Source organism: Paenibacillus pabuli NBRC 13638 (assembly GCF_001514495.1).
Classification (GTDB): Bacteria; Bacillota; Bacilli; order Paenibacillales; family Paenibacillaceae; genus Paenibacillus; species Paenibacillus pabuli.
The window spans coordinates 187,084-207,170 of record NZ_BCNM01000004.1; the positions used below are offsets into that span (position 1 = coordinate 187,084).

The 20,087-nt window shown below is 48.5% G+C and carries 13 protein-coding genes; 10 read left to right on the forward strand and 3 right to left on the reverse strand.

Annotated features, from left to right (window positions below; all coding sequences use genetic code 11):
* Window positions 1-333 precede the first annotated feature (333 nt).
* The 8 genes from PPA03S_RS07930 (at window position 334) to PPA03S_RS07965 (ending at window position 10,591) form a co-directional block, all read left to right on the forward strand.
* On the forward strand, window positions 334-1,215 hold the full coding sequence (locus PPA03S_RS07930; RefSeq protein ID WP_062321563.1) for an ABC transporter ATP-binding protein: 882 nt from the start codon (window positions 334-336) through the stop codon (window positions 1,213-1,215).
* Window positions 1,216-1,310: 95 nt separating this feature from the next.
* Window positions 1,311-2,123, forward strand: a complete 813-nt coding sequence (locus tag PPA03S_RS07935; RefSeq protein ID WP_062321564.1) for a ferric iron reductase — start codon at window positions 1,311-1,313, stop codon at window positions 2,121-2,123.
* Window positions 2,124-2,305: 182 nt separating this feature from the next.
* On the forward strand, window positions 2,306-2,788 hold the full coding sequence (locus PPA03S_RS07940) for a glutathione peroxidase (RefSeq protein ID WP_062321567.1): 483 nt from the start codon (window positions 2,306-2,308) through the stop codon (window positions 2,786-2,788).
* Window positions 2,789-3,090: 302 nt separating this feature from the next.
* Window positions 3,091-4,452, forward strand: coding sequence for an FAD-dependent oxidoreductase (locus PPA03S_RS07945; RefSeq protein ID WP_062321569.1), 1,362 nt, complete (start codon window positions 3,091-3,093; stop codon window positions 4,450-4,452).
* A 213-nt stretch (window positions 4,453-4,665) separates the two neighbouring features.
* Window positions 4,666-5,520: a formate/nitrite transporter family protein gene (locus PPA03S_RS07950; RefSeq protein WP_062321571.1), complete on the forward strand. Its 855-nt coding sequence runs from the start codon at window positions 4,666-4,668 to the stop codon at window positions 5,518-5,520.
* A 479-nt stretch (window positions 5,521-5,999) separates the two neighbouring features.
* On the forward strand, window positions 6,000-8,063 hold the full coding sequence (locus tag PPA03S_RS07955) for a molybdopterin-containing oxidoreductase family protein (RefSeq protein ID WP_157284031.1): 2,064 nt from the start codon (window positions 6,000-6,002) through the stop codon (window positions 8,061-8,063).
* A 189-nt stretch (window positions 8,064-8,252) separates the two neighbouring features.
* Window positions 8,253-9,476 (forward strand): MFS transporter, encoded by a 1,224-nt coding sequence (locus tag PPA03S_RS07960; RefSeq protein WP_062321801.1) that lies wholly within the window; start codon window positions 8,253-8,255, stop codon window positions 9,474-9,476.
* A gap of 200 nt (window positions 9,477-9,676) precedes the next feature.
* Complete coding sequence (locus PPA03S_RS07965) at window positions 9,677-10,591, forward strand: class I SAM-dependent methyltransferase (protein ID WP_062321574.1); 915 nt, start codon at window positions 9,677-9,679, stop codon at window positions 10,589-10,591.
* Between the two features lie 157 nt (window positions 10,592-10,748).
* Here PPA03S_RS07965 and PPA03S_RS07970 read toward each other — a convergent pair whose 3' ends face one another.
* Entirely contained in the window at window positions 10,749-11,756 is a 1,008-nt protein-coding gene (locus PPA03S_RS07970; RefSeq protein WP_062321576.1) for an ABC transporter substrate-binding protein, read from the reverse strand.
* A 97-nt stretch (window positions 11,757-11,853) separates the two neighbouring features.
* The gene (locus tag PPA03S_RS07975; protein WP_062321578.1) at window positions 11,854-13,506 is read right to left on the reverse strand and encodes an ABC transporter substrate-binding protein; all 1,653 of its coding nucleotides are present in this window, start codon (window positions 13,504-13,506) and stop codon (window positions 11,854-11,856) included.
* A gap of 456 nt (window positions 13,507-13,962) precedes the next feature.
* Between PPA03S_RS07975 and PPA03S_RS07980 the strand changes: the two genes are divergently transcribed.
* Together PPA03S_RS07980 and PPA03S_RS07985 are read left to right on the forward strand one after the other, a co-directional pair.
* Complete coding sequence (locus tag PPA03S_RS07980; RefSeq protein WP_062321579.1) at window positions 13,963-14,979, forward strand: LacI family DNA-binding transcriptional regulator; 1,017 nt, start codon at window positions 13,963-13,965, stop codon at window positions 14,977-14,979.
* Between the two features lie 257 nt (window positions 14,980-15,236).
* Window positions 15,237-18,638, forward strand: a complete 3,402-nt coding sequence (locus tag PPA03S_RS07985) for a GH36-type glycosyl hydrolase domain-containing protein (protein ID WP_062321581.1) — start codon at window positions 15,237-15,239, stop codon at window positions 18,636-18,638.
* Window positions 18,639-18,769: 131 nt separating this feature from the next.
* On the opposite strand, the gene PPA03S_RS07990 is transcribed toward PPA03S_RS07985, so the two are convergent.
* The gene (locus tag PPA03S_RS07990; RefSeq protein ID WP_062321583.1) at window positions 18,770-20,041 is read right to left on the reverse strand and encodes a methyltransferase domain-containing protein; all 1,272 of its coding nucleotides are present in this window, start codon (window positions 20,039-20,041) and stop codon (window positions 18,770-18,772) included.
* Between the last annotated feature and the right edge of the window lie 46 nt (window positions 20,042-20,087).

Genomic DNA, 20,087 nt, shown 5'->3' on the forward strand with positions numbered 1-20,087 from the left:
AAAATGAATCACAACAGGTCTATTTTTCACATTTTGGACACATTGTTAAAATGCTGGGTAAGGATGACCGTGCGCAAAGCGGTGAAATGCACGTAAACGATGAGAAAAGCTCTCACATAAAAGGTGGGTAATGTAGCCGAAATGAAGTAAAACCCTTCAAAAAAAGCTCTAAACCAGCAAGGGATTTCGTATTTAGTGTTGACAAATGATAATGATTATCAGTATCTTTAGAGTATAGAAACTTGTTGCGCCGGAAATACGCTGAACTATAATTTCGTTTTCGTTATCATAGCCGGAATACATAACCGGGATAAATGAGAGAGGGATGATCGCATGTTTCGTCTGGAGACGTCCAAGCTGGATATCGCTTATGAGGAAAGACTGATTGTTGATAATCTGAATATTCAAATTCCCCAGGGAAAAATCACGGCACTTGTTGGAGCCAATGGTTCAGGAAAGTCTACCATTCTGAAAACCATGGCTCGGATCATGAATCCAAAAGCAGGTAGTGTTTTGCTCGACGGGAAATCCATCCATAAGCAGTCCACGCGTGAAGTTGCCAAACAGCTTGCGATTTTGCCACAGAATCCAACCGCTCCCGAAGGACTTACCGTAACCGAACTCGTGTCCTACGGACGCTTTCCTTATCAAAAGGGTTTTGGTTCGATGCGTGCTGAAGACAAACGCATGATTGAATGGGCTATTGATGTGACAGGCATGACGGAGTTCCATGATCGCCCGATCGATCAGCTGTCCGGTGGACAGCGTCAACGTGCCTGGATTGCCATGGCTCTTGCACAGGAGACAGACATCCTTTTCCTGGATGAGCCGACAACGTTCCTGGATATGGCTCACCAGCTGGAAGTACTGCAATTGCTGGAGCAGCTGAATGCCACAGCAAACCGTACGATCGTTATGGTTGTGCATGACTTGAACCATGCTTCCCGATATGCGCATCACATGATTGGAATCAAGAAAGGTCAAGCCATCGCTACAGGTTCACCCGTAGAGGTTATGAACTCCGATGTCCTTCGCGAAGTATTTAACATTGAAGCTGATATCGTGATTGATCCGCGTTCCGGTGTACCGCTCTGCTTGCCTTACGCCCTCGCGGGTCAACGCCAACAGTCTGCATCTCCAGAACCAATGGTCATGAACAGTGCAATGGTTCATGCTGGCGGACGGACAGAGCAGCGCGTTCTTCACGCGACCTGAACTAAGATACGGGCCGTATGTGGTCCTAAACTATAGAATGAAGCCGCTGTGCATCTTGCACGCGGCTCATTCGCATTCACAGGAGGTCTACAGGAATGGGAGCAATCAACTACACCTGGTTACAGCAGTATGGACGAATAACAACAACTGCACCGATAGACGAACGTGTCTTTGGCATGCCTTTGACAGCTTTAAGACATCCCGAGAAGGCCAAGCTTATGCTGGAGGCATACAATAAGCATCTTCGGGCTGATTCTCTTCGCTCGGCGGCTGTTTATTTTATGCATTCGGTTCGTGGCCTGATGATTGGTGTTCACTACATGACGGCTCTATGTGACACTTGGCTCGATCTTTCGCTAGATAACGTTATCTTGCAGTTGGAAGTAAAGGATGGCCGTCCGGTGATTAGTTTTCAACTGTACAATGCAACCGAGCGATTGCATCCGAAACGGGTGACCGGCCCGGATGCCGTTCCATCCTGGCGTAATGATGTATTGACAGCATATTACGGAGAGCAGCTGCGTCCAATGATTGAAGGAGTTGCGATGGCAGGAGGAGCGAATCCGGGTCAGATGTGGGCACAACTCGCATCCATGCTGAGATGGTTCAAAACGACGGCGTTACAGATGAATCTGAAAGAGACGGAACGTGAAGCGGTTATAGAAGGGTATGAACATGTGATCGCGATGTCTCCACAGATTCTGGGGTTGAAAAAGAACGTGTTAACTTTCAAACCGGTGGAGATTGATAATCCGCATCAACCTGGAGAAACAATGCTCATGAAGCCAGTCTGCTGTTTACACCATGAGGTGTATGGCGGGCAGAACTATTGCTACAGTTGTCCAAAATTGACCAAGGCAGAGCGCCAAGAGCGTTATGATGCTATTTTGGCTGCGAAGTCAGGGTAAAATCTTGGCCCATGTTGATGGCGAAGTGTGCTTTTACGAATTAACTTGGATAGGTTTAATCACAGATTTGGTAATTGATCGCCTCAGGTCTATAATATAGAGACAGGCTGTGTGCCGTATGGTCATTCAGTACATTACATACCGCGGCCCAACTTACATCTTACTCATGGGAGGAATCAGTCATGTCCGTATATTCGTATCAGGCGGTAACGACCGCAAATCAGGAAGTCCCACTGGATCTGTACCAAGGCAAAGTGTTGGTGATCGCCAATACAGCCAGCAAGTGTGGACTGACTCCACAATACGGTGAATTGCAGAAGCTCTATGATCGCTATCGGGATCAAGGTTTGGTTGTGCTGGGTTTTCCTTGTAACCAGTTTGGCGGCCAGGAGCCGGGTACCAGTGAGGAAGCCGAATCATTCTGCCAAATCAACTATGGCGTTAATTTCCCCGTGTTTGCCAAGGTCGACGTCAATGGTGAAGATGCGCACCCATTGTTCAAGTATCTGCGTGAGCAGCAACCAGGTGTTGGTGAAGACAACAGCATTCAATGGAATTTCACCAAGTTCCTCGTGAATCGTGAGGGTGAAGTTGTAGGACGTGTTGAACCGAAAGAATCCCCAGAAGTCATGACCGCAGAGATTGAAAAACTGCTTGGTGTATAAATGGTACGAAGAAGCCTGCCTCCAGAATTGGAGGACAGGCTTTTTTTGAGCATAAACCAGTCACAAGCAGGGGAAACTGAAGTTAATAAAGATGAATCGATAGCTCGCTTGATTGTAAAGAAAAACACATTCGACAAATTTATTTTGATCAACCCCTTGTAATGTGAAAAAGATCACATTATAATAAGTGTATAAAGTGAAATAAATCACATAATAACTGTCCGCTAAGTAGTGAAATTTTTCACAACTATAATGACGTTATATTCAAATTCTTATTTATATACTTCGAGGAGGAACTTTTTATGAAAATTGCAGTTATCGGATGTACCCACGCAGGAACCGCAGCTATCGTTAACACCGCCAAATTGTACCCGGATGCCACCATTACGGTGTATGAGCGCAATGACAATATCTCCTTCTTATCATGCGGCATTGCGCTTTATGTGGGTGGTGTGGTGAAAGATCCGGACGGACTATTTTACTCTTCCCCAGATCAACTGGCTGAGCTTGGTGTTGTTACCAAAATGCTTCATGAAGTAACGGCCGTCGATACCGAGGGCCATACACTTCAGGCTAAAAACCTGAAAACCGGGGAAGAATTTGAAGACACGTTCGATAAGCTGATCGTAACAACGGGGTCATGGCCTGTCGTTCCGAAGCTGGAAGGCATTGAGCTGGATAACATTTTACTTTGTAAAAACTACAACCATTCCAACACGATTATTGAAAAAGCGAAGCATGCCCAACGCATTACCGTGGTTGGAGCAGGATACATCGGCATCGAACTGGTAGAGGCTTTCCAAATGAACGGCAAGGAAGTTACACTGATCGATAGTGTGGATCGGATTTTAAACAAATATCTCGATCCCGAGTTCACGAATGCCATTGAAGAAACGTTGACTGGACATGGCATCAAGCTGGCACTGGGCCAAACCGTTCAGAAGTTTACCGGAGAGAATGGCAAAGTGAACAAGGTCATTACATCCAAGGGAGAGTTCGAAACAGACCTCGTTATTCTGTGCATTGGTTTCCGTCCCAATACCGAACTGCTCAAAGGCCAAGTGGATATGCTGCCGAACGGCGCAATCATCGTGGATAAATATATGCAAACCAGCCAAAAAGACGTCTTCGCTGCTGGGGACAGCTGTGCAATTCATTACAACCCAACCGGCAAGGCAGCGTACATTCCACTGGCAACCAACGCCGTGCGGATGGGTACACTCGTAGCACGGAATCTGGTCCGTCCTACGACACCGTACATGGGTACACAAGGCACATCAGGGATTAAAATTTATGAGCAAAATATTGCAGGTACAGGCCTGACAGAAACATCTGCTGCGGATGAGGGCTTGGTGGTTGAAGCAGTAACGCTTGAGGATGCTTACCGTCCGGAGTTCATGCCAACAGCAGAGAAACTGCTGCTCAAAGTGATCTATGAACAGGCTACACGCCGCATTGTTGGTGCGCAGGTCATGTCGCAAGCTGACCTTACACAGTCGATCAATACGATCTCTGTCTGCATCCAGAACAACATGACGGTAGATGAGCTGGCCTTCATCGACTTCTTCTTCCAGCCACATTACAACAAACCGTGGAACTTCCTGAACTCGGCTGGTCTTCAGGCGTTGCCTCCAGTAGAAGTGAAAACACCAGCAATGGTGTAATCGAAAATATCCGAAAACTACCGCATGTATTCTGCGGTAGTTTTTTTATGCTAAACGGAGGTCGATTGAAGAGTTCGGAAGAAAGCGTAAAAAATGTAGTTCTCAGACTTTGTGATAAAAGTAACAAACCTCTTGAAACCTTCGCGATACAATGAATATATCAACAAACAAGTTGAATAATGATGTTCATGAACTGTGAAGGAGAGGATCGTTATGGCAGCAAAAACACCTCTTGAGGTTGCACAATATACGGCGCATACGGGGATGAAGAAAGCCCAAAATCCGGTGTCCTCCGTATTGATACTCAGCTTTCTGGCAGGCGCTTTTATCGCGCTCGGATTTCTGTTGGATGTTCGGGTCATTGCCTCTGCTCCCGCCGAGTGGGGCAGCTTGGTTAATCTGATTGGTGCAGCAGTATTCCCGGTAGGTTTAATATTGGTGTTGATTGGCGGCGGGGAACTGCTGACAGGCAATATGATGGCCGTTCCACTCGCAACGATTGCACGCAAACTGTCCGCAGGCAACATGTTGAAGAATCTCACCTTAGTCACCATAGGCAATTTCCTCGGGGCGATCTTTGTAGCCTATGCATTTGGGCATGTACTCGGTCTGACGGCAGAGGGTGCGTATTTGACCAAAGTGGTCGATATGGCTGGACACAAGCTGGACGACAGCTTCCTTCAGGCTTTTATATCCGGGATTGGCTGTAACTGGCTGGTAGCGCTGGCGGTATGGCTGTCCTATGCATCGGATACGATGAGTGGCAAGGTACTGGGCATTTGGTTCCCAACGATGGCCTTTGTGGCTATCGGATTTCAGCACGTTGTCGCCAACATGTTCCTGATTCCGGCAGCGATCTTCGAAGGGCATTATTCATGGGGGCAGTATGTCATGAATTTCATTCCGGTATGGCTTGGAAATCTGACAGGAGGAGCGCTGTTTGTGGCGGCTGCGTACTGGATGGTCTACCTACGCAAGCATGAGCCGGAAGTGAAACCTGAAGTGGCAATGGCGGCGGCCCAGCCTGTGGAGACGGAAGCCAGACCCATGTGGAGCAAGCAGGCGTAGTGCTGAATTTTACCGAGCACCCGAGTTAGAGTGATAACATTAGTACGGGTGCGATGAGATACAATACCTGCACAGAAGATGGTAACGTAATAGGAAAGGTGATTCTGATCTCGTTCAATTCATAGCAATCTGCTGTGAGTTGATGGACGGGAAAGGCATCGCCTTTTTTTGATGATAAAATGTCTACGCAAAGTAAATTCGCCATGACAAGGTTCGGGGGAACGAAACCTGTTCATGGCGAATTTCGGGAGTGGTCCATGATATGGCATGAGGAGGAAGTGGGGAAACACTAGCCTAATGCCTTATTTTTAATTTACCCCTGAATTTGGATGTTGAATCAAGTCGGAAAAACATTTTTTGAAATATTTATAAATCAGCTGTGGCACCGAATATAGGGCGAATATAGACTGTTCTCTTTACGCGATTACCATGAAGAAGATATGATAGAAGGATAGCTTTGAAGGGGGAGGAACATGTATATGATCGATCAGGAGAATGGCGTATTCCCGGCGGTTTGCCCGCTCGATTGTCCGGATACTTGCGGCCTGCTGCTTCATAAGGAGAACGGCAAAATCGTGAAGGTAGCGGGTAATCCGGACCATCCGATTACTAAAGGCGCTATCTGTAACAAGGTTCGAAATATGACGGAGCGGGTGTATCATCCCGAGCGGCTGCAATATCCAATGAGACGTATCGGCGCAAAAGGTGAAGGCCAGTTCGAGCGAATCAGCTGGGAAGAAGCTATAGCCGAGATTACGGCAAAGTTCAGTTCGCTTTCAGATACCTACGGACCAGAGAGCATCCTGCCATACAGCTTTTACGGAAACATGGGCATCCTTGGCGTGGATGGCATGGATCGTCGGTTCTTCAATGCGCTCGGTGCAAGCAAACTGGAACAGACGATCTGTAATGCAGCCGGGAACACCGGCTGGAAATATACAATGGGTGCGAACCGGGGAACCTTGCCCGAAGATACGGAGCATGCCGATCTCATACTGGTATGGGGTGGTAACATCGTCAGTACCAATATGCATCAGGTTGTACTGGCCGAGAAAGCTCGCAAAAAGGGAGCCCAAATTGTCGTCATCGACGTTCATCGCAATCGGACCGCCCAATGGGGCGACTGGTTCATTCCACTTTACCCGGGTACAGACAGTGCACTGGCACTTGGATTAATGCATGTACTGTTCGAGCAGGGACTGACGGATGAGGACTTTATGCAAAAGTACACCGTTGGCCATGAGGCACTGCGTGATCATGTCCGCAGTTACACCCCTGAGCGGGTTGCACGGATTACGGGCGTGCCGGAAGCCGATATCGTGAAGCTGGCTGAGCTGTACGGCAGCGCACAGGCAGCCTATATTCATATCGGCAATGGCCTCCAGCACCATGACAATGGTGGCATGAACGTGCGCAGCGTAGCCTGTCTGCCTGCCATCACAGGTCAGTGGCTGAAGCGCGGCGGCGGTGCTATCCGTACCAACAGCTACGCTAGCACGAACAGCGATGCGCTGGAGCGTCCAGAGCTGCGGCAGAATCCGGAGCCGCGTGTCGTGAACATGAACCGGATTGGCGAAGCACTGCTGGAAGCGGAGCAGCCGATCCGGGCATTAATGGTCTATTGCAGCAATCCATTGGTGGTGGCACCGGATACCGAGCGGGTGAAGCGAGGTTTTGCACGGGAAGATCTGTTCACGGTTGTCCATGATCTGTTTATGACGGATACGGCAAAATACGCGGATATTGTGCTGCCTGCAACGTCTTCGTTTGAAACGACGGATCTGTATACGTCCTACTGGCATCAGTATGTTCATTTGCAAGAACCGGTCATTGCGCCTTGGGGTGAGAGCAAAAGCAATGTTGAATTATTCTCTTTGCTTGGACAGGCGATGGGGTATGACCCGGAGATTTTTGGTGAGACACCGGAACAGATGATACATGAAGCGCTCCAGGATACGGGCAATCCCTACATGAACGGAGTAACATTGGAGGGGCTGAAGCAGCACCATTTCGTCAAGCTGGACATGTCTTCACATGTGTCCTATTTGGATCAGCTGCCTACGCCTTCGGGGAAAATTGAGCTGTATTCGGAAACGATGGCACATAAGGGATTGCCGCCGCTGCCTACGTACAGTGCATTGGTTGAGGGGTATGACGGGGAAAATCCGGCTGGACCGGCAGATGTGTATCCGCTGATGTTTCTGTCGCCGCCAAACCATAATTTCCTGAATTCCACCTTTGCCAATTCGGCCAAACATCAGCGTTTGGAGAAGATGCCTCTATTGCAAATGCACCCGGAAGATGCTGCTCGCAGAGAGGTAGAAGATGGTGATGCGGTGGTCGTGTGGAACGACCGTGGGCGTATTGAGCTGACTGCCAAGGTGAGTGAATCCATGCTGCCAGGAACCGTAATTAGTCAAGGCTTGTGGTGGGATGGCAGCGGCCAGAGACAGCGGGTCAATTCACTTACGTCCAATCGACTGTCTGACATGGGGAATGGGGCTACATTTTTCTCGGCCACTGTCGAAGTAAAGCGTCAATGAGTGTGCTTGCGCGCAAGAGCTTTTCAGGTAAGATGAACAATGGATAGATCTTAAGCAGAATGCAGATGGTTAGATTTAAAATTTGAAATTCAAGTGGCCTTCGCTCTGGCTAATTATGCGGTCAGGGCAAGGGTCTATTTTTTATGGTCATATGCTTGTTGAAGGTGCTAAGGAGAATAAACGAAGATGATGAGATGGCTGGATACGTATCCAAAAGAAGTGAAAATATTTTTGCTCGCTAGTTTGGTCAACGCAACGGGCAGTGCCTTAATGTGGCCGCTGACCACGATGTATGTATTTGACGAGCTTGGGCGTACGATGGCGAACGCCGGTTTTGTCATTCTGATCCAGTCGCTGGGCGGTATCTTCGGGCAATTGCTCGGCGGTGCATTGTACCACCGGGTAGGCGTCAAGAAGCTGATCATCGGATCGCTGGTCTTAAATGCGGTAGGGCTGTTTGCTCTGCCATGGATCAGCGCGTATTGGGTTGTGTTTATATGTGCTATGGGTTGGATCGGCCTGTTCAGTTCCTTGTCACTGCCAGCGATTCAAGCCTTTATCGGCTTCCGGTTTGCAGAGCGACGCGGGGAATTGTTCAATGTGATCTATGTAGCCAACAATATCGGAGTGGCGATTGGTACGGCGCTCAGTGGTTTTCTGGCTGACTTTTCCTATCACCTCAGCTTTGTGCTGAACGGGGTGACGTCAGCCGGGTTTGCGATTTTCTTCTGGTATTATCTGTCGCGGGCAGAACCGGATCAAGGCGAAGTGCATCTGACCAAGCGCAAAACAGTTCCCGATGGACCGGGCGTCTGGGCGCTGCTGGGCAACACCAGATTATATCTGTTCATGAGCCTGGGTGTGCTGTTCCTGCTGTTCGGTAATTCCATCTGGAATACTGGTGTGTCTCCGTATATTATTTCCGAGGGTATGGAGAAAAGAATGTACGGTCTGCTCTGGACCCTGAACGGGGTCCTGATCTTTGTGGGGCAACCGTTCACCAGCTGGGTCAAGCGTACGATGGCCCGTACATCGACTGCTCAGATGACTGCAAGTGCGGTGTTCTATGGCATGGCCTACATCGTCATGATTACCATGTACAGCTATCCGGGTATGGTGCTTGCGATGGTGCTGGCGACCTTTGGGGAAATGTTAATCTCACCAGCTACCCCGGCGTTCATCTCAGAGCATGCGGGAAGATCGGCACCCTTCTACATCGGGATATCCGGTGGAATCGGTGCGGTCGGGCGAGTTATCGGGCCGTATGCGATGGGGGTCATGTACGACAAACAGGGATTGATCCCTGTAGCGTGGCTAGCGACAGGCATGGCAGGCATTGCGGTGATTGGTTTTGTACTGCATGCAGTGCTGAACCGCAATCGTGAAGTGAAGGAGTACGGGTTGGACGCTTAGCCTTTGCGGGCTGAGAGGTATGAGGGAGAGGACAGATTGGAGTGAAAAGAAAGCCACTTTAATCTGTCTAACCACTCCGTAAGTTTATATTGACAAAAAAATCTTTTTATGCTATAATTTACATATGAAAATATTCCGTATATACTAAGGTTCTCCTGGCCAGGGGGGATCTTATTTTTGTTTGTACGGGAGGATGAAATATGAAGCAAAATGAGTCCAGCATTACATCCCTGATTTCGGCTTTTGGCCGAGCCTACCACTGCCAATACGATACACCTCTTATTTTCGATGATTATATCGCCAAAGCGCTTATAACACCTCAAGAGTTTTCGGATATTCGCGAGAATATGATTCGAGGCATCCATTTTTTCAATCCGGATATGGCTCATCAGCTCAAGGACGACCCGGATAAGATTTTAAAATGGATTACGCAGGTACAATTATCTCCAATAACACTCGCTCGGGCAGCCTATTGTGAGCGTGTACTGCTGCATGAAGTCGCGTTGGGATTGAAGCAGGTTGTCATTCTTGGCGCAGGGATGGATACATTTGCTTTGAGGCATCCAGAACTGGAGGATACGCTGGAACTATTTGAAGTGGACTATCCGGCTACACAGCAATTCAAGCGGGAACGTCTGGACCAGGCCAAGCTGGTCATACCGGGCAATCTTCATTTCGTGCCTATGGATTTCACCCATGAGCCTACGTATGAACGTTTGACTGATGAAGGCTTGAAGAAGCGAAAGACGATGGTCAGTCTGCTAGGTGTTTCGTATTATTTGACCAAAGAAAATCTGTCCAACTTGCTCCGACATGTATTTTCGGATCTTCCAACGGGAAGCTCTATTGTGCTGGATTATGCAGATGAGCATCTCTTTAAGGAAAAAGGAAGATTTAACCGGGTTGAAAATATGGTTAAGTTGGCTGCGATGGGGGGCGAGCCAATGCAATCCTGTTTCACTTATGAGGAAATGGAGCGGTTGTTGGCGGATGTGGGACTTCTCATATATGAGCATCTATCACCCGAGGACATACAGGATCGATATTTCAGCAATCGTACAGATGACTTGTCTGCCTTCGAAACAAACCATTTTATCCATGCGGTCAAAAACTAGAAGCCTATTCCTGATATGATTATCGCAGGATAGGAGCTGAATAAGAAAGGGGGTATCCCATAGTCATGGACATGACGGGGACATCCCCTTTTTAGCGCTGATCAACCTGTCTGGGCATCACGTTCGATCTTAAGAAATAAATATTGAATCTATCCACTTATTTGCGATTTTGCTGCGCACGTTCTACGATCATATCCGCAAATTCTTCAGCCTGTCCCTGAATGGCAATCGGGTCGAAATACCAGTAACGGTCTTCCTGTAATTCGTACACCTGATTATTTTTCACAGCCGGCAGGGATTGCCATATGGCGTCCCCTTGGTAATTTTTATTGTTCTCCCCTACGGTCAGGAAGATATGATCCCCGGCATAATTACCAACGACTTCACGCGAAATTTCTTTCCACTGCGTATCGCCCATCAATTCTTTCTTGGTAATTTCGAGCGGTGCAAGTTCCAAGGCACGATAGACAGCCTGTCCGCCGCGCCCAAAGTTGTCTCCATAACCATAGTAGCTTTTGTCGGACACTTCGAGGATCGAGAAGGTTTCCTCGGGTTTAATGACTGCTTTGACTTTGGCACGGGCAGCTTCAACCCGATCGTCATATGATTTCAGCCATGCTTCCGCTTTCTCAGATTTATTCATCAGTTCACCAAATCCCCGAATCTCATCATGCACGTTCGTAAATGTGCCATAGGGGATGACTACGGTAGGTGCGATTTTTTGATAACGCTCAATCTCTTCGGCTTGATCAGAGTAGGTAATGATCAGATCCGGATTCAACTCCACGACTTTCTCCAAAGATACGGCACCACGGTCGCCAATATTCTCTATGCCCTCCACCTGATCTGAATAGAATGGGTTTTCCAGATAATATTGAATAGCACCAACGGGTTTCACACCCAGCGTCAGCAGATCACTTACGTACATATCCGTAACAATTCGTTTCGGTTCCGCCGGAATTTCCACGTCTCCACTTAGTGACTTGTAGATCCGCGTAGCCTTCGAAGAGTCGGTGTTTGTTTCGATCGAACCTGTTGTGGCTTCTGAACCCGCAACTGTCTGTTCCGTTGCGCCCGAACCCGTGCCACTGTTACAAGCAGTCATGATCAGGATAACGGCGAGCATGAGCAGCAAGCCGGAAAAGCGTTTTTTTGCAGCAAACATATCATTGTTCCCCCTGTGTATATAATCAATAATGATTATTATTCTCATTAATAACATAGAGGATGGCGTAACATTTGTACATGGACATCTATGATGACTATGGCATGGACAGATGTGATGTCAGTTTGTGCATGATGTGCTGCAATTGCTCCATAACGGAGATAGGATCGAATCCATAAAACACATCCGCATCAATCTCATATAGCCGTCCTTCCCGGACAGCGCTCAAGGTGTTCCAGGATTCCTGTGCGAACAGCTTGTCTACAGCATCATCCTGTTCCGATGATTCTCTGGCATAGTCCATAAAAATATGATCTGCCGCATACATATAAATTTCATTTAGCGGAACATGGATGTAACCTGTGAGCAGTTGGCCATCCTTTTTCATCCGTGGAGGAGGGGTGAAGCCCAGCGATTCATACAAAATATGAGAAGCTCTGCCCCACCCGTGACCATAGATGTACGCTCCACTTTCACCAATCATGAATATGCAAACAGCTGATCCGCGTTCGTCCAACAACTGATCGAGTGTATAGTTGGCCTCTTGCTGAAGCGTATCATAACGGTCTAACAGCGCACGAGCTTTCGACTCCAGGCCTGTAATACGTCCCAAATGAATGAATTGCTCCTGCCAGTCAAGTTCTTCAAAGGGCATCAAAATGGTTGGGGCAATCTGCCGTAATTCATCCATGCCGGAATGAGGTACATATCCAAGAATGACATCGGGGCGGGAGTCTGATATCAGATCGGGATGATTCATAAGATCATGCTCAAAACACTGATCAAATTGGTCTTGTCCATTTTCAACAATTCTACCTTTCATCCATCCTGCAACGGCACCGAGATGAGGGATATGACCCAGTGCGAGCAAGGAGGCGGTATAGTTGTAAGTGAGACTTACGATTTTTTTTGGCATTTTTCGATAGAGTGTCGGTGCGCAACCTACCGTTTGTTTAAATTTTCGACTTAAATAAAAAGAGTCCCTGTATCCCGTCAACTGTGCAAGTTCATGCAATGTGGGATTTGCAACAAGCAGGTGTTCCTGGGCCATTCGGATTCTTAGCCGGGTAACATACTCCACAAACGTAAGTCCGGTATGCTTTTTGAATTCTCGTGAAAAATGCTCTGGACTCACATTAACCTCTCTCGCTAATTGCTCCCGGGTAAGGGGATGGGCAACCATCTCATGAATGTGCGCGATCACAAGATCGAGCCATGAATGGTCTTCATGCGCCAAATGAACAGCATGATCACGTAAAGTATCCAGCAACTGATAGAACAACGCATGAGGTTTGAATGGACCGGAGTCACTACTTTCTGAACAGGCCAGAATCAAGTCGGAGACCAGTTCGGTAATGACACGACTCGAAATGGCAGCAGGAGGTCCGAATGGCCAGGTGGTCTGTTCGTTATCAGCAGAATCAAAGGCAATGGCAATGCCCTGAACCGGAGATAATGAACCTCGTCTATTCTCATGCTGAAGCAAAGTCCCCGCTTGACGTATGACTGCCGAGCCGGTATTTACCGTCAAATGTCCATGAGCACTAATCAGCCTTGCCTGACCCGAGGTAATCACATAGAGAACATGCTTGTTGTTCCAAAGTTCATCGATACGGGAGAAGGCTTCCCGATCATGAAGCCGATTCAGATGATATAGCCTAAACATGGCCGGAGGAACGGGGCTGATCTCCTGCAAGCGCCCAGGTTTGAGCTGGGACGATGGATGAAAGTTTGGAACCAGATTACTCATAACATAACGGACTCCTTATAGGGAATTGGACTAATATGCAGTATAATACCACAAAGGAATGCAGCGGGTACCCAGATTATTCCTTCGCCTATTTCCGTGGAAAATGGATAAAGTGGTTGAAATCGCTCTCAATTCCGACTATAATGAAAATGTCGAAACGTTTCAATCTATGGTTTACAGGCGTGTTCATTGTGATTTATAATGAATTCTTCCTCTAGTCCAATATTGAAATGTTGTCTATCGACCAAGTCATATCTACAATTAAGGGTATATGATTCAGCATTAAGGCTATAAAAGACGTGAGAGAGATTTTTTTTGAAAATACCTCGAAACGTTTCGATAGATGAGGAATTGACGTCACTCCTATTGGATTAATGAATAGGAATGAGTGGTTGCTGTGACCATTTACAGTATAAAATGATAGGTAACAAGAAAGTTAGAAGGAGCGAACGTGGAATGGCAACGATTAAGGATGTGGCAAAGCTGGCAGGCGTGGCGCTCTCGACCGCTTCCTATGCACTCAATGGGGATAGCAAGGTAAGTGCCAAGACCAAGGCAAAAGTGCTGGCGGCAGCACGGGAACTGAATTATCGCAAAAACGGCTTTGCCATGGACCTGAAGCGGAGCCGGACGAACACGATTGCGTTGATTCTTACAGATCTGTCGGGTCCGTATTACTCCGAATTGATTCGCAGCGTACAGGACGTAGCGCTGGCTAACGGATATGATCTGATTGCTTGCAGTTCTATGGGAGGACGCGACTCCACAGCGGTTCGTTTCTTGCGAGAGAAAAGGGTGGATGGCGCTATTATCCTCGCTCATAACATCCATGATGATATTCTGGTGGAATCTGCAGGTGAACGTTTCCCAATCATTGTGATGGATCGGCAGCTGTCGAGTAGCCATCTGGTCAACGTGCTGGTGGATGGGGAGCAAGGTGGTTACCTGGCCACACGGCACCTTATTCAGAAGGGGCATAAGAACATCGCCTATATCAGCGGGCCATCCAATTCTTATGATAATGCTCTGCGTTATCAAGGATATTTGCGAGCCATGCAGGAGGCGGGCCTAGAAGAGAAGTCCAAGTGGCGTCTTAGCGGTAACTTTGTGCGTGAGGGCGGATACAGTGCAACCAAGATGATGGTTATGCAGGGCGAGCTTCCATCTGCTGTATTTTACGGGAATGATGAAATGGCGATTGGTGGACTGAAAGCATTTGAAGAGAGCGGAATATCGGTACCGAATGACATTTCGGTCATCGGATTTGATGATATTCAACTGTCCGAATATGTTCATCCTCCGCTTACAACGGTGCGGCAGCCCAAACATGAAGCGGGTTCATTGGCAGGGCATTTGCTCTTCCAGATGCTGAACGGTGAAACAGTGAATCCAGCGTACACATTAACCATTGATCTGGTGGAGCGTAATTCTGTGCGCTCGGTGCAGGTAGAGTCAGGAATTCAACCGACCTAGGATGTGATTTGTCGGATGGGAGACGGTTTGGATACTGCTTGCAGAAGTCATACCCTATCCATCTGTCTAAATTTCTGAAGTTTGTTCTTTTCCAACTCGCATCGTTGTAAAAGGGATTAGCCCTCTTTGAATGGAGAGTTGAATGATGGGGATCATCGTCCGAAGTGGCAGTTAAAGGCCACTTCGCAGAGGACCCCTATTCTTTTTCAGGTTTATCGAAACGTTTCGATTTTATACTAATTGAAGGAGTGAACAGTATGACAACGATGATTAATGAACCAATCCGGCTGACGGCCGGGGATTTATCCTTTACCTTTTTAAACAGTGGGGACCTGTACCAGGCCAAGTCCGGTACGACGATGTTGAACCAGCTGCTCAGCAACCAGATCGATGGATCTTTGAACAACCTGTATCTGCGTGTACACGAGGGAGAGAACATCAGCTCGTTCCCATTGCTCGGAGTGCATTCGAACAGCAGAGTGATCACAAGCCAAGCGCAATCCGGCAATCAACTGATCTGGGAAGGTACGGTACAGCTTGAAGGCAAAGAGCAAGGGATTGGCTATCAGATTGTGTTTACAGCCACCACGCAAGGCGTCTGGTTCTGGGATGTGAAGCTCACAGGTCAACAGCATAACGTTGACGTGGTATATGGGCAGGATGTAGGACTTGCTGATCCAGGTGCAGTGCGCAGCAATGAGGCCTATCTGTCACAGTATATTGACCATACGGTATTCGAGGATGAAGCGAAGGGATATGTGGTATGTTCCCGTCAAAACCAGCCTCAGGGCGGTGCTTTTCCATACATGCAGCAAGGTTCCCTGACCAAGGCAGTCGGTTACTCCACAGACGGATTCCAATTCTTCGGTCTGTCCTACAAGGAAACGAACCAGCCTGAGAGCCTGAGCCATAATACACTGGCAAATGAGACGTACCAGTACGAGTTTGCTTACACGGCATTGCAATCGGAGCGCGTACACTTGGACGGGGAAGCCCAAGTGGTCTTCTACGGACTGGCGAAAGCAGATCATCCAACCGGAATCTCCGCACTGGAATTCGGGGATGAAGTGACTGCAGCATGGAACGAAGTACAAGCATTGACTATTGAGCAAGGCGAGACGTTGGAACAGGTGAAGCTGTCATCTTTCTTGGGTGAGCCGCTTGCTGCGCTTGATTTGACACAAGATGAGATTAATGATCTGTTCCCTGATCGTCATCAGGAAGAGCGTAGCGGTGATACCTTGTTATCCTTCTTTACGGGCAGCTATGAACATATCGTCCTGAAAGCGAAAGAATTGCTCGTAGAGCGTCCGCACGGCCATATCCTGATGAGTGGTGGCAATGTACAGCTTGGTGCGCAGGTTATTACGACGACATCGTATATGTACGGTATTTTCAACTCACAACTTGTTATTGGTAACACCAATTTTAATAAAATGATCAGTAATGCCCGCAACGCTTTGAACGTGCCGAAGACGGCTGGACAACGCATTTATGTGGAAATGGATGGACAATATCGTCTGCTGACCATGCCTTCCCTGTTCGAGATTGGCTTCAACTATGTACGCTGGATCTACAAAACCGAGTCCGATACCATTATCGTGACCAACTACACCGGAGCACACACGACTGAAGTGAGCATGAACGTGCGCTCGACTAGTGGCAAAGCATATCGTTACCTGGTAACCAACCAGATTACGATGAATGTCAATGAATACGAGTATCCGCTGCATATGACGCAAGATGGCCACACGCTGATCTTCAAGGCTGATGCACAAGCGATGAGTGCCGGAACGTATCCTGACCTGCAATACCGTATGTCGGTGGATGGCGCAGCTGTAAATGTTGGAGACGAAACGCTGCTGGCGAGTGGTATCCGCAGTGGATCTGCATCGCTGGTTACACTTAGTCTGGAAGAGAGTGCCGAATGGACGCTGAAGGTACAAGGCGTATTGGAAGGTCAAGCAAACGAAGCAGACGGTTCTGTCGCAGCAGGCTCCAGCCTTACTTTTGAAGAGGAAGTGCAGGCGTACCACGAATTCTTCGCAGGTGTAATGAATGGTTTCCGTTTGTCTCGTGGTGAAGGTCAAAGTGCAGAGGATCTGTTCAAAGTGAACGCACTGGCTTGGTGGTACACACACAACATGCTGGTTCACTACTCCGTGCCTCACGGTTTGGAGCAGTACGGCGGCGCGGCATGGGGTACTCGGGATGTATGCCAAGGTCCGGTTGAATACTTCATGGCCACGCAAAAATATGAGCAGGTTCGTGATATCATCAAAATGGTGTATACCCACCAATATGAAGATGATGGCAACTGGCCGCAATGGTTCATGTTCGACAAGTATTTTGCCATTCAGCAGGAAGAGAGCCACGGTGACATCATCGTATGGCCGCTGAAAGTGCTTGCGGATTACCTGACAGCGACTCGTGACTATGCGATTCTGGATGAGAAAGTGCCGTATACCGTGAAGCACAGCTTCGGGTTCACGGAAGAAACGGCGACTGTATTGGATCACGCGAAAAAAGAGATCGAATATATCCGTTCGCACTTCCTGCACGACACATTCCTGTCTTCCTACGGGGATGGGGACTGGGATGATACGCTCCAGCCAGCCAATGCACAGCTCAAACAATACATGGTGAGCAGCTGGACCGTTGCATTGACGTATCAGTCTGTAAATGTGCTTGCACAGGCGCTGCAACATAAGGACGCTGCATTTGCACAAGAACTGGACGTTCTGGCTCAAGGCATCCGTGAAGACTTTAATCGTTACATGCTGGGTACAGATGTAATTCCAGGCTTCGTATACATGGAAGAAGCGGATCAGGCGAAGCTGATGCTTCACCCAACAGATACGGAGACAGGCATTCAATATCGCCTTCTGCCGATGACGCGCAGCATGATCGGTGAATTGCTGAATGCCGAACAGGCAGAGTCACATTATGCGCTGATTCGTGAGCAGTTCCTGTGCCCCGACGGGGTACGTCTGATGAATCGTCCAGCTCAATATGCAGGCGGTGTGAGCAGTCACTTCAAACGGGCAGAGCAAGCTTCCAACTTCGGTCGCGAGATCGGTTTGCAGTATGTACACGCTCATATCCGTTACGTTGAAGCAATGGCGAAGCTCGGTAAGACGGATCAGGTGTGGAATGGTCTTGCCATGATTAACCCGGTAGGCATCGGCGAAGTTGTACCTAATGCGGAGATTCGTCAGGCGAACGCGTACTTCAGCAGTTCCGACGGCAAGTTCAACACGCGCTACGAGGCGCAGGAGCATTTTGATCAATTACGCAAAGGAACAGTACAGGTGAAAGGTGGATGGAGAATCTACTCCAGCGGTCCTGGAATCTACATGAACCAACTGATCTCGAACGCACTCGGCATTCGTCAGGAAGGCGGAGATCTAGTGATTGACCCGGTATTGCCAGCTGAGCTGGATGGTATGCAATTCGAATTCGAATATGCTGGAGAGCCGGTAACGTTTATCTATCATTTGAACGAAGGTTCGGTTAACCGTGTAACGGTAAACGGCAAGGACATCCGTACCGAGCAAACGGCGAACCGTTACCGTCAAGGTGGGGCTCGTATCTCGCTGGATGAGTTCAAACAAGCGCGTAATGCTTCGGAGCGCACGATTGTTGAAATTTATATGTAAATTTTAAATATAAGCTCGATGTTTTACTAGAGTGGAAGGTCATCCTCCTTAACAGGCAGGGTGACCTTTTTTTATGGTAGAGGGATCAATTGGTAAGTTGGAAGAGGAGCGGCTACGATACAAATATTCATTCACCGCAAGGGAACGGCCAGCAACGTATGCAGAAGCGCATTATGGCGTATATGCTTCGTCACATAGCCTGCGTCCTCCAGCGAGCCGCACAGGCCGTCCAGCAGCGGGAAATGACGCTCCCTTATCGTTTGCAATTGGTCCTCATGACCTGCTGCCTCAGCCTGTTGGATATACTTCTGACGGTGGGCTGCATTAGTAAACATCAGATCTGTCAGGCAGATCCGTCCACGTGCAGTTAACACTCGCTGCATCTCCTGTAACGCCAACTGCTGCTGGTCTAAGCTTAGATGATGGAAGGCGAAGCTGGATACGACAAAATCGAAGGACTGGTCGGTGAAAGGCAGCGCCAGAAAGTTGCCAAGCTTCACATGCATCTCTGGATATTTGGTGCGGCATGTGCGCAGCATCTCCCGGGATTGATCGATGGCGGTCATCGCTGCGCCGCGCTCTAACAGTTTGCCTGCCAAATTCCCCGTGCCTGTACCGATATCGAGACCTTTTTCGCCGGGCACAGGAGATATCCAGCTTGCTGTCTGTTCCAGCGCTTCTTCATAGTTGTCATACATATTGAACGATCCTGCACCTACCTCCAACTCTTCCATTCTTGATCCTGCATCTTCCGGGCGCGTTGTATCGCTGTTTGGCTTCTGTCCTGGCCAGCTATTCTTCTGGCTGCGAACTTCATTACCGTTATGTCCTGGCGAGCCTTCTTGATCTAACTCATCTGTTATTCGCATGGTTCCAGATCCTGAACCCGTTCTGACCTGCGAAGCAGTTTCTCCAGGCATACGGTCATTCGCCGCCTGTACCCGCTGATCGTGGATGGCTGCTTGCATATCGTAATTCCAGCGGTCATGCCAGTTCTGCCGGGCTTCCCTGAGACGGCGTGCACTGTCTGCAAGATCATGCAGATGGCTGACATCCAGCGGCCCGTCCTGGCGGTTGAGATCAATCATGCGCTGGGTTGTATCCAGCATGCGTTTGAGTTCGACCCACTGGGCATACATGACCGCCTGCTGTAACTCCAGATATTCCTCCAACCGCTGTTGATTGCCTTGATCAATCTCGCCGAGCGCTTGGGTGATATCCTGAAGCGACATCCCGATCTCGCGCAGCGCTGCAATGGTTTGCAGCCGCCAGATGTCATTTTCGGTGTATGTACGATATCCGTTACTTGTCTGTTTGACGGGGGAGATCAGTCCTTTTTCCTCATAGAAGCGAATGGCTCTCGCCGATATGCCGAGTCTGTCCGCGGCTTCCTTGATGTTCATCACGTACACCTCCTTGTCGATTCAGTATAAACGATGACGTTACGGA